Source organism: Amaricoccus sp., from assembly GCF_017993425.1.
GTDB lineage: Bacteria > Pseudomonadota > Alphaproteobacteria > Rhodobacterales > Rhodobacteraceae > Amaricoccus.
In genome coordinates, this window is record NZ_JAGOMQ010000071.1 from 1 (window position 1) to 10983 (window position 10983).

Annotated in this window: 8 protein-coding genes and 1 tRNA gene; 6 read left to right on the plus strand and 3 right to left on the minus strand. The window is 73.7% G+C overall.

Annotation, left to right across the window (positions count from 1 at the left end; genetic code table 11):
* Positions 1-79: 79 nt before the first annotated feature.
* The 3 genes from KBB57_RS19380 to KBB57_RS19390 form a co-directional block, all read right to left on the minus strand.
* Positions 80-154, minus strand: a tRNA-Thr gene (locus KBB57_RS19380).
* Positions 155-193: 39 nt separating this feature from the next.
* Positions 194-1150 (minus strand): hydroxymethylbilane synthase, encoded by a 957-nt coding sequence (gene hemC, locus KBB57_RS19385; RefSeq protein WP_290753865.1) that lies wholly within the window; start codon positions 1148-1150, stop codon positions 194-196.
* A 235-nt stretch (positions 1151-1385) separates the two neighbouring features.
* Complete coding sequence (locus KBB57_RS19390) at positions 1386-2201, minus strand: transporter (protein ID WP_290753868.1); 816 nt, start codon at positions 2199-2201, stop codon at positions 1386-1388.
* A 166-nt stretch (positions 2202-2367) separates the two neighbouring features.
* Here KBB57_RS19390 and hemE point away from each other — a divergent pair, with 166 nt between their 5' ends.
* From hemE to KBB57_RS19420, 6 genes are all read left to right on the plus strand, one after another.
* Positions 2368-3399 (plus strand): uroporphyrinogen decarboxylase, encoded by a 1032-nt coding sequence (gene hemE / locus KBB57_RS19395; protein ID WP_290753870.1) that lies wholly within the window; start codon positions 2368-2370, stop codon positions 3397-3399.
* Positions 3400-3559: 160 nt separating this feature from the next.
* A complete protein-coding gene (locus KBB57_RS19400; protein WP_290753873.1) occupies positions 3560-4681 on the plus strand; it encodes an efflux RND transporter periplasmic adaptor subunit in 1122 nt (373 codons plus the stop codon).
* A gap of 4 nt (positions 4682-4685) precedes the next feature.
* Positions 4686-7823 carry an efflux RND transporter permease subunit gene (locus KBB57_RS19405; RefSeq protein ID WP_290753875.1) on the plus strand — a complete coding sequence of 1046 codons (3138 nt, stop codon included), beginning with the start codon at positions 4686-4688 and terminating at the stop codon, positions 7821-7823.
* A gap of 147 nt (positions 7824-7970) precedes the next feature.
* Positions 7971-8570: a nicotinate-nucleotide adenylyltransferase gene (locus KBB57_RS19410; RefSeq protein ID WP_290753878.1), complete on the plus strand. Its 600-nt coding sequence runs from the start codon at positions 7971-7973 to the stop codon at positions 8568-8570.
* A gap of 102 nt (positions 8571-8672) precedes the next feature.
* Positions 8673-9803, plus strand: coding sequence for a chorismate synthase (aroC, locus tag KBB57_RS19415; protein ID WP_290753881.1), 1131 nt, complete (start codon positions 8673-8675; stop codon positions 9801-9803).
* Between the two features lie 207 nt (positions 9804-10010).
* Positions 10011-10541, plus strand: a complete 531-nt coding sequence (locus KBB57_RS19420) for a hypothetical protein (RefSeq protein WP_290753884.1) — start codon at positions 10011-10013, stop codon at positions 10539-10541.
* The last annotated feature ends 442 nt before the right edge of the window (positions 10542-10983 follow it).

Genomic DNA, 10983 nt, shown 5'->3' on the forward strand with positions numbered 1-10983 from the left:
GCACTGAAAAAGGCATGGTTACTGCCCGGGTTGGTGCCCGGGTGGATGCCAAAGAAAAGCGGATTTTCGGGATATTTCATGGTGCTGCGGGAGGGGATTGAACCCTCGACCTCTCCCTTACCAAGGGAGTGCTCTACCACTGAGCTACCGCAGCGACTCGTTCCCCGCTCCTTAGAGGAGCCTTTTGCCCACTTCAACGCCCTTCGGCGGCGAAGAAGCCGCGGGGCGCGCGGGCGAGCAGCGAAGCGGCGAGGGCCGCGCCGAGGGCGGGGCCGTCGGCGGCCGCGCCTTCCGCCGCGTCGGCGAAGGCCGATGCGCCGTCCGGGGCGAGGATCTCGCCGCGGAGGCGCAGGCGGTCGCCGTCGAGCTCGGCCAGCGCGGCGATCGGCGTCTGGCACGAGCCGTCGAGGCGGGCGAGGAAGGCGCGCTCGGCGGCGAGGCGCAGGCCGGTCGGCGCGTCGTGGATCGGGGCGAGGAGCGCCGCCACGCCGGCGTCGCCGGCGCGCGCCTCGACGCCGATGCAGCCCTGCGCCACCGCCGGCAGCATCTCGTCGGGGTCGACCGGGACCACCGCCGCCTCGATCGCCGTCCCGAGGCGGTTGAGCCCGGCGAGCGCGAGGAAGGTCGCCGCCGCGACGCCCTCGCCGAGCTTGCGCAGCCGGGTCTGCACGTTGCCGCGGAACTCGACCACGCGGAGGTCGGGGCGCCGGCGCAGCAGCTGCGCCCGCCGGCGCAGGCTCGAGGTGCCGACCACCGCCCCCGCCGGCAGGTCGGCGAGGCCGCGCTCGCGCCCCAGCGTCACGAAGCCGTCGCGCGGGTCCTCGCGCGGCAGCGCGCAGGCGATGACGAGGCCCTCCGGCTGCACCGTCGGCATGTCCTTCATCGAATGCACCGCGACGTCGATCTCGCCGGCGAGGAGCGCGTCCTCGATCTCGCGGGTGAAGAGCCCCTTGCCGCCCAGCTCCGACAGCGGACGGTCCTGCACCCGGTCGCCGGTGGTGCGGATCGGCACGATCTCGAAGGCCGCCTCCGGCAGGCCATGCGCCGCCATCAGCCGCGCGCGCGTCTCGCGCGCCTGCGCCAGCGCCAGCGGGCTGCCGCGGGTGCCGATGCGCAGCGGCCGGCCCGTCCCGGGGACGCGGCCGCTCACGGCCGGGCCCTCGTCCTGGCGGCCAGGGGCAGGCCCTTCCTCGCCCGGCGCGCGCGCCGCGCCGCGTCGCGCCGGTCGTCGCCGCGGAGCGCGTCGGCGCGCAGGGACGAGGGGCGCCGGGCGTCGCGCTCGCCGGGCAATGCACCGGGCGATGCCGGGGAGCGCCGGAGTCCCGCGGAAGGGAAGCAAGCACGTGCGCCCGAGATCACGCCTTTCCCCGTCAAGCCTTGCCCTCTCACGCCTTGCCCTTCGGGAACAGGAAGGTCACCACCGCCCGCGCGCCCCAGCCGTCCGGCCCGCTCTCCGGCGTCTCGACCCAGTAGCGGGCGCCGACGCCGAACTGCACCGGCAGCTTGCCGACATGGGTGGTCTTGGTCACCAGCGCGTTGATCGGGATCGACCACTCGGATTCCTTCCAGTTGTAGCTCGATTCCGAGTTCAGCGTCAGCGTCACCGCCGTCCTGGTGTTGTAGGCCACGAATGGCTGCACGAAGCTCGAGCTGACGTCCGGCCGGTCCTCGCCGCCCGCGTCCGCCACCGACCAGATGTGGTTGGCGAGCGCCCCGTAGGTCCAGCGCCCCTTCTGCACCAGCGCCACGCCGGTCGGCCCGAGGCCCCACTTGCCCTGGCCGAGCTCGTCCTCGGTCGCCGTCGGCCACAGGAAGGCCGGGCCGACGCCCCAGATCAGCCCGCCCGGGCCCGGCTCCTTCGGCGACAGGAACAGGCTCTGCGTGGTGTCGCCGAGGCCGAACTGCGAGCCCGTCCCCGGAACCACGTCCGACTGGTCGATCACCGGCACGATGGTGCGGACGATGACGTTCCACTTCGGCGTCAGCGCGAAGGGCCAGACCGGCTGGATGTTGACGTAGCTCTGATGCCCGTCCTGGGCCCCGTAGCCGTTGTTGTAGTTGTACTGGAACGGCACGCTGATCAGGCTCGCGACCGGGTTCGCCACCTGCTTGGCGAGGTCCTGCGCGCTCTGGGCGGCCGCGGGCCCGGCGGCCAGCGCCCCGGCCAGGAGCGCAGGAATGGCGGGGCAAAGAGGCTTCATCGGGGAGCTCCTCCGGGGCCGGTGACCGCGACCTAGGCCAGCCGCGCCCCGAGATCTACCGGATTCCTGCCGCCGCGCTTGCCATCGCGCGCCACGCCGGCCCGCTTCCCTTCGCGCCCGCCCCGTGCGAGGAAGCCGGGGCGCGCGGGAAGCGAGGCGAGGACGGATGGCCGGGACGAAGCCGATGCTGCGGGCGCTGCGCGGCGAGACCCTGCCGGCGCCCCCGGTCTGGATGATGCGGCAGGCCGGGCGCTACCTGCCGGAATACCGCGCCACGCGGGCGAAGGCCGGCAGCTTCCTCGACCTCTGCTACACGCCCGAGCTCGCCGCCGAGGTGACGCTCCAGCCGATCCGCCGCTACGGCTTCGACGCCGCGATCCTCTTCGCCGACATCCTGCTCGTCCCGCAGGCCCTCGGCCTCGACCTCCGCTTCGTCGAGGGCGAGGGGCCGCGGCTCTCCACGGTGACGACCGCCGCCGGCGTCGCCGGCCTGCGCCCGGTCGCGGCGATCCACGATACCCTCGCGCCCGTCTACGAGACGGTGCGCCGCGTCGCCGCCGCGCTGCCGCCCGAGACGACGCTCATCGGCTTCGCCGGCGCGCCCTGGACGGTCGCCACCTACATGACCGCCGGCCGCGGCACGCCCGACCAGGCCCCGGCCCGCCGCATGGCCTGGGCCGACCCCGCCGCCTTCGACGCGCTGATCAAGACGATCTCCGCGGCGACCATCGAGTACCTCTCCGCCCAGGTCGAGGCCGGCGCCGAGGCGGTGAAGCTCTTCGACAGCTGGGCCGGCGCCGTCCCCGGCCCGCTCTTCCACCGCCACGTCGTCGCCCCCGCCGCCCGCATCGCCGCCGAGCTGCGCCGCCGCCACCCCGGCCTGCCAATCATCGGCTTCCCCCGCGGCGCCGGCGCCGGCTACGCCGGCTTCGCCGCGGCCACCGGGGTCGACGCGGTCGCCCTCGACGCCGGCGTCGACCCCGCCTGGGCGGCGCGCGCGGTGCAGCCCGGGGCCTGCGTGCAGGGCAACCTCGACCCCCTCCTCCTCGTCCTCGGCGGCCAGGCCCTCGACCGCGCGACCCGCGCCTGCGTCGAGGCCTTCGCCGGCGGCCCGCACGTCTTCAACCTCGGCCACGGCATCACCCCCGACGCCGACCCCGCGAACGTCGACGCCATGCTCCGCGCCATCCGCGGCTGATCGCGGCAGCGCCCGGGCACGCCCCCGACCTCGGCCCACCCGTCACCCCGACGCCGGCCCCGCGAACGCCCGCGCCACGCTCCGCGCCAATCCGCCGCTGATCGCGGTGGACGCGGCCGCTCCCGGGGCGCTACTGCTCGGCAGACCAAGGAGGGACGCCATGCGCCATCTCGCCCCGCTCGCCGGCCTCGCGCTCGCCGCCCTCATCGCGGCGCTCGTCGACCCGGGCCCGTCCGCGGCCCAGCAACAGGCCCCCCTCCCGGCGGTGACCGTGGCGCTCGCCGAGACCACCGACGTCAACGAGGAGGCGGTGTTCACCGGCCGCGCGGTCGCGCAGCAGAAGGTCGACATCCGCGCCCGCGTCTCCGGCTTCGTCGAGGAGCGCCCCTTCGTCGAGGGCGCCCCCGTCGCGGAAGGGGCGCTGCTCTTCCGCATCGAGGACGCCGCCTACCGCGCCACGCTGGCCCAGATCGAGGCCTCGATCGCCGCCGCCGAGGCCGAGCGCAAGCTCGCCGAGATCGAGCGCGACCGCCAGAAGACCCTCGTCCAGCGCCAGGCCGCCGCCCAGGCGGTCCTCGACGTCGCCGAGGCGAACCTCGCCAAGGCGGTCGCCTCCGTCGATCAGCTTCAGGCCCAGCGCGACCGCGCGGCGCTCGACCTCTCCTACACCCGCATCACCGCCCCCTTCGCCGGCATCCCCGGCCTCGCCACCGTCGACGTCGGCGCCCTCGTCAGCCCCGACAGCGGCCCGCTGGTCACCCTGACCCGCATCGACCCGATGACCGTCGAGTTCCCCATCCCCGAGCGCCTCACGCTCGAGTTCAACGCCCGCGTCGCCGCCGGCGAGGCCTCGCGCATCGGCGCCGTCGGCCTCACCCTCGCCGACGGCTCCGCCTATCCGCACCCCGGCGACATCGACTATGCCGACGCCCGCGTCGCCCCGGGCACCGACACGATCCTGATTCGCGCCGTCTTCCCCAACCCCGACGGCCGCCTCCGCGACGGCGCGCTGGTCCGCGGCACACTGCGCACCGAGACGCCCCAGCGCCTGCTCACCGTGCCGAGCCGCGCCATCAGCCGCGACCTCCAGGGCTTCTTCGCTCTCGTCGTCACGCCCGAAGGCGTCGTCGAGCAGCGCCGCGTCGACACGGCCCAGACCGTCGACGGCCGCACCGTGGTCACGCAAGGCCTCAAGGAAGGCGAGCAGGTCGTCGTCGAGGGCCTGAACAAGGCCCGCCCGGGGATGAAGGTCGACGCGGCGCTCGCCGCCGGGAACGGCTGACCCGATGATCTCCGACGTCTTCATCGCCCGCCCGCGCCTCGCCGCGGTCATCTCGATCGTCATCGTCATCGCCGGGCTCGTCTCGCTGACCCGCCTGCCGGTCGCGCAGTTCCCCGACATCGTGCCGCCGCAGGTCTCCGTCACCGCCTCCTACCCCGGCGCCAGCGCCGAGGCCGTCGAGACCTCCGTCGCCCAGCCGATCGAGGACGCGGTGATCGGCGTCGACGACATGATCTACATGCGCTCGACCAGCGGCTCGGACGGCAGCTACAGCCTCTCCGTCTCCTTCGCGGTCGGCACCGACCCCGACATCGCCCAGGTCAACGTCCAGAACCGCGTGGCGCTGGCGCAGGCCATGCTCCCCGAGGAGGTCCGCCGCACCGGCGTCAACGTCAAGAAGGTCTCCGCCGCCCTCCTGATCGCCGCGAACCTCTACTCCGACACCGGCCAGCACGACGCGCTCTTCCTCTCGAACTACGCCCGCCTGAACATCCTCGACGCGCTGAAGCGCGTCCCCGGCGTCGGCGACGTCACCATGTTCGGCCCGCGCGACTTCTCCATGCGGGTCGAGCTCGACGTCGACCGCCTGACCAACCTCGACCTCACCCCCGCCGACGTCATCGCCGCCATCCGCAGCCAGAACGTCCAGGCGGCGATCGGCCGGCTCGGCGCGCAGCCGATGGCCGAGGATCCGGTCTTCCAGTTCACGCTCACCACCGTCGGCCGCCTCTCCGAGCCGGCCGAGTTCGAGAACATCGTCGTCCGCGCCGACCCCGACGGCGGCTTCATCCGTGTCGGCGACGTCGGAAGGGTGATCCTCGGCGCGCAGAACTACGACACCTTCGCCCGCATCGACGGCAAGGAGAGCGCCATGTTCGGCGTCTACCTCGCCCCGGGCGGCAACGCGCTCGCCGCCGCCGCCGGCGTCAAGCAGGTGCTCGCCGACGCCGCCACGACCATGCCGGAGGGCGTCGCCTACAACGTCACCTACGACACCTCGGAGTTCGTCTCCGACAGCGTCCACGAGGTGGTGAAGACGCTGATCGAGGCCTTCGTCCTCGTCGCCATCGTGGTCTTCGTGTTCCTCGGCTCGCTCCGCGCCACGCTGATCCCGATCATCGCCGTCCCCGTCGCGCTGATCGGCGTCTTCGCCGTCATGGCGATGCTCGGCTTCTCGCTCAACACCGTCTCGCTGCTGGCGCTGGTGCTCGCCATCGGCATCGTCGTCGACGACGCCATCGTCGTCGTCGAGAACGTCGAGCGGGTGATGTCGGAGAACCCCGAGATGAGCGCCGCCGAGGCCGCGAGCCTCGCCATGCGCGAGATCACCGGCGCGATCGTCGCCATCACCCTCGTGCTCCTCTCCGTCTTCGTCCCCGTCGCCTTCATCCCCGGCATCTCCGGCCAGCTCTTCCAGCAATTCGCCGTCGCCGTCTCGGTCTCCATGGTGATCTCGGCGATCAACGCGCTCACCCTCTCCCCCGCCCTCTGCGCGCTCGTGCTGAAAAAGCACCACGGCCCCCCGCGCGGCATCATGGGCTGGATCTCGCGGCGCATCGACGGCGCCCGCGACGGCTACGCCCGCATCGCCGGCGCCATCGCCCGCCGGGCGATCCTCGGCCTCCTCGCGCTCGCCGCCGCCATCGTCGCCGCCGGCTGGCTCGCCGGGCGGGTGCCCTCGGGCTTCCTCCCCGCCGAGGACCAGGGGGCCTTCTTCGCCGAGGTGCGCCTGCCCGCCGGCGCCTCCGCGAACCGCACCGACGCCGCGATGCGCCAGGTCGAGGCCGCCTTCGCCACCATCCCCGGCGTCGAATCCGTCGTCTCGATCGGCGGCTACAGCTTCCTCGACGGCATGGCGAAGTCCTCCGCCGGCGCGATCATCGTCCGCATGGCCCCCTTCGCCGACCGCAAGGGGCCCGGCCTCGACATCCAGAGCGCCATCCGCCGCGCCAACCAGCTCGGCGCCGGCGTGCGCGAGGCCCTCGTCTTCGCCTACAACCTGCCGCCGATCATCGGCCTCGGCACCGGCTCGGGCTTCGAGTACCAGCTCGTCGACCGCCAGGGCCGCGACGCCATCGACCTCGCCGCCACCGCCGGCGGCCTGATGGTGGCCGCGAACCAGGACCCGCGGCTCGCCAACGTCTTCACCACCTACGCCGCGAACGCGCCCCGGGTGTTCCTCGACATAGACCGCGACCGCCTGCAAAGCCTCGGCGTGCCGGTCTCCGACCTCTTCAACGCCCTCTCCGGCGTCCTCGGCTCGGTCTACGTCAACGATTTCAACCTCTTCGGCCGCGCCTGGCGCGTCACCCTGCAAGGGCAGGAAAGCGACCGCTTCGACCTGCCCGACATCGGCCGGATCAACGTGCGGAACGCGGGCGGCGAGATGGTCCCCGTCGCCGCCGTCGCCACCGCCCGGCTCGACGTCGGCCCCGATTCGATCGTGCGCTTCAACAACGCCCGCTCCGTCACCCTGCAAGGCGGCCCCGCCCCCGGCGTCGCCTCCGGCACGGCGCTCCAGGCCATGGCCGAGGTCTCGCTCGCCGCGCTCCCCGCCGGCTACGCCTTCGAATGGTCGGGCACCGCGCTGCAGGAGCTCGCCGCCGCCGGCCAGACCACCTCGATCCTCGCGCTCGCGCTCCTCTTCGCCTACCTCTTCCTCGTCGGCCTCTACGAGAGCTGGACGATCCCCGTCCCCGTCCTGCTCTCCGTCTCGGTCGGCGTCGCCGGCGCCTTCGCGGCGCTGCTGGTCACCGGGCTCGCCTTCGACATCTACGCCCAGATCGGCCTCGTCGTGCTGATCGCCCTCGCCGCCAAGAACGCCATCCTGATCGTCGAGTTCGCCAAGGACCTGCGCGAGAAGGGCGAGCCGATCCTCGACGCCGCCACCCACGCCGCGCGCCTGCGCTTCCGCGCGGTGATGATGACGAGCTTCGCCTTCATCGCCGGCCTGATCCCGCTCGTCCGCGCCCAAGGCGCCGCCGAGCTCTCCCGCCGCGCCGTCGGCACCGCCGTCGCAGGCGGCATGCTCGCCGCCGCGGTCATCGGCATCTTCGTGATCCCCGCCCTCTACGTGATCTTCCAGTCCCTGCGCGAGCGCGTGAAACGCCTCGGCTCCCGCGCCGGCGCGTCGGAGGGGTGACGTCGCTGTGGATAGGGCTGGCCTCACAATGAAGTAATATCAGATACTTAATTCCGCACTGGATTGGAAGGCCGTCGTGGAGAATCACGATTGACGTGATACGTGGCGACTTGCTTAGCTGCCAAAAACACGGGACGAGGGAAGCGCTTGCCAGGATATCCGGTCGCCCGGCCCGGGATGCGCGTGGGCCTCCTCGGCGGCTCCTTCGACCCGCCTCATGCCGGCCACGTCCACGTGACGAAATGGGCGATGAAGGGCTTCGGCCTCGACCGCGTCTGGTGGCTCGTCAGTCCGGGAAACCCGATCAAGCCCGACGCCCCCGCCGACCTCGGCCGCCGCCTCGCCGCCGCCCGCGCCCTCATGCGCCGCCCCCGCGTCGAGGTGACCGACCTCGAGGCCCGCCTCGGCACCCGCGCCACCGCAGACACCCTGGCCGCCCTCCGCCGCCGCTACCCGGGCGTCCGCTTCGTCTGGCTGATGGGCGCCGACAACCTCGCCGGCTTCCACCGCTGGGGCCGCTGGGAGGAGATCATGGGCCTCGTCCCCGTCGGCGTGCTGGCGCGGCCCGGCGACCAGCTCCGCGCCGGCCTCTCCCCCGCCGCCCGCCGCTTCGCCCGCTGGCGTCTGCCCCCCGCCGCCGCCCGCGCGCTCCCCCTCGCGGCCCCGCCGGCCTGGTGCCTCCTCACCGGCCGCATGCTCGACCTCTCCTCCAGCGAGCTCCGCGCCCTCGGCGTCTGGCGCCGCTGACCGCCTCTCGCCCGCGAACCCCGCCCGGCGCCGCGCGACGCCGACCCGCTTTACCTCCGGGGGCCGGCCGGGCTAGGTGGGGCCTCCGCGACGGAGGCGCGCATGTTCAACAGCTTCGGCCACCTGTTCCGCGTCACCACCTGGGGCGAGAGCCACGGGCCGGCGCTCGGCTGCGTCGTCGACGGCTGCCCGCCCGGCGTCGCCCTCACTGAATCCGACATCCAGCCCTGGCTCGACGCCCGCCGCCCGGGCCAGAGCCGCTTCACCACCCAGCGCCAGGAGCCCGACCAGGTCGAGATCCTCTCCGGCGTCTTCGACGGCCTGACGACCGGCACGCCGATCTCGCTCCTGATCCGCAACACCGACCAGCGGTCGAAGGACTACGGCGACATCGCCGCGAAATTTCGGCCCGGCCACGCCGACATCACCTACCACCTCAAGTACGGCCTGCGCGACTACCGCGGCGGCGGCCGCTCCTCCGCCCGCGAGACCGCCGCCCGCGTCGCCGCCGGCGGCGTCGCCCGCGCCGTCCTCGCCGCCCTCGCCCCCGCCGTCCGCATCCGCGGCGCCCTCGTCCAGATCGGCGACCGACCCGTGGACCGCGCCGCCTGGGACTGGGACGAGGTGCCGAGGAACCCCTTCTGGTCCCCCGACGCGACGGCCGCCGAGGGCTGGGCCGCCTATCTCGACGGCCTCCGCAAGTCCGGCAACTCCGTCGGCGCCGTCGTCGAGCTCGTCGCCGAGGGCGTCCCCGCCGGCCTCGGCGCCCCCATCTACGCCAAGCTCGACAGCGACATCACCATGGCGCTGATGACGATCAACGCCGTCAAGGGCGTCGAGATCGGCGCCGGCATGGCCGCCGCCGCGCTCACCGGCGTCGAGAACGCCGACGAGATCCTCATGGGCGACGACGGCGTGCCCCGCTTCTCCTCGAACCACGCCGGCGGCATCCTCGGCGGCATCTCCACCGGCCAGGACGTCGTCGCCCGCTTCGCCGTCAAGCCCACCTCCTCGATCCTCACCCCCCGCCGCACCATCACCATGGCCGGCGAGGAGACCGAGATCGTCACCAAGGGCCGCCACGACCCCTGCGTCGGCATCCGCGCCGTCCCGGTCGGCGAGGCCATGCTCGCCTGCGTGATCCTCGACCACCTGCTCCTCGACCGCGGCCAGACCGGCGGCGCCCGCGGCCCCATCGGCGGCGCGAGCGGGCCGGCCGTAACATCCGCGTAACGAACGCCGGCTAAGGCGGCTCCCGCGGCGGCGCGAGCCGCCGACCGGGAGAATCGCCATGCACGGCCGGAAAAGCAGCGTTGCGTTTCCTCGCGGCGCAGGGCCTTGCGCCCGGGGAGCCCGCCGCTCCATATGCGCCCTCCACGAATACGGAACCGAAGCTCCCCGCTCGCCCTCCGCCAGCCGGACCAGCGGGAGATCCCTGCCATGACCCTCCTCTCCCTTCCGCCGCCCGGCGCCGACGCGCCGCTCCTCTTCCTCGACTTCGAGGCCTCCTCGCTGTCGCCGGAGTCCTGGCCGATCGAGATCGGCCTCGCCTGGGTCGAGGCCGGCGAGGCCCGCATGTCCGCGACCCTGATCGCGCCGCATCCCGACTGGCCGCTCGACGACTGGGCCGACTACGCCGCCGCCGTCCACGGCCTCGACCTCGACGCGGTGCGCGCCGGCGCCCCCGCCGGGGACGTCGCCGCGGCGACCGACGCGCTCGCCGGCTTCGAGCTCGTCTCCGACAACCCGCGCTGGGACCAGCGCTGGCTCGACCGTCTCCGCGGCCCGTCCCGGCCCCGGCTCACCATCGGGCGCCTCCGCGACGCCGCCCGGGCGCGGCTCAATCCCTACGCGGCGGACGAGCTCGCCTGGCGGCTCCTGCGCGAGCCCGCCCCCCACCGCGCCGGTCCCGACGCGCTGCGCCTCGCCCGCGCCTGGGCCGCCGCCGAGCGCATCGGCCTCGCCGCCTGACCCCGCCGGCCGCGCGCGCCCCGCGCGACGAAGAAATCTTGGATCGCCGCGGCGACGAGGGCCGGATCGAGGCCGAGGTCCGCCACGACGGGTCTCTGACGCTCGATCCGCCGGGATTGGCGATCGAAATTCGCGACGTCTTCGCCGACCTCTGAAGCAGGGCAAGACCCAGCGACATTTGGCGAAGGACTGGCGAGATGTCGTCCGTCCGCATCTGCCGGGCTCGTCCACGAGCATCGCGGGCGATTGGCCATCAGGACGCGGGGCCCTGTTGTCGTGTCGACGCCGCGCCAGCACACTGCGCGACAGTGGAGAGGAAGCCCGGCCAGAGGCTGGCCGCGACGCCGACGCCAGACGGATTTGACCCGCGGCAAATCCGTCCGCGATCGCCCCTGCGGGGGGCGAGCGCGATTCCGCGCTCGCCGGGGCGACCACGGACGGA

Bases quoted from the DNA above. Each gene is read 5' to 3' on its own strand.
- KBB57_RS19390 (WP_290753868.1), bottom strand. From the start codon at position 2,201: ATGAAGCCTCTTTGCCCCGCCATTCCTGCGCTCCTGGCCGGGGCGCTG.
- hemE (WP_290753870.1), top strand. From the start codon at position 2,368: ATGGCCGGGACGAAGCCGATGCTGCGGGCGCTGCGCGGCGAGACCCTG.
- KBB57_RS19400 (WP_290753873.1), top strand. From the start codon at position 3,560: ATGCGCCATCTCGCCCCGCTCGCCGGCCTCGCGCTCGCCGCCCTCATC.
- KBB57_RS19405 (WP_290753875.1), top strand. From the start codon at position 4,686: ATGATCTCCGACGTCTTCATCGCCCGCCCGCGCCTCGCCGCGGTCATC.
- aroC (WP_290753881.1), top strand. From the start codon at position 8,673: ATGTTCAACAGCTTCGGCCACCTGTTCCGCGTCACCACCTGGGGCGAG.
- KBB57_RS19420 (WP_290753884.1), top strand. From the start codon at position 10,011: ATGACCCTCCTCTCCCTTCCGCCGCCCGGCGCCGACGCGCCGCTCCTC.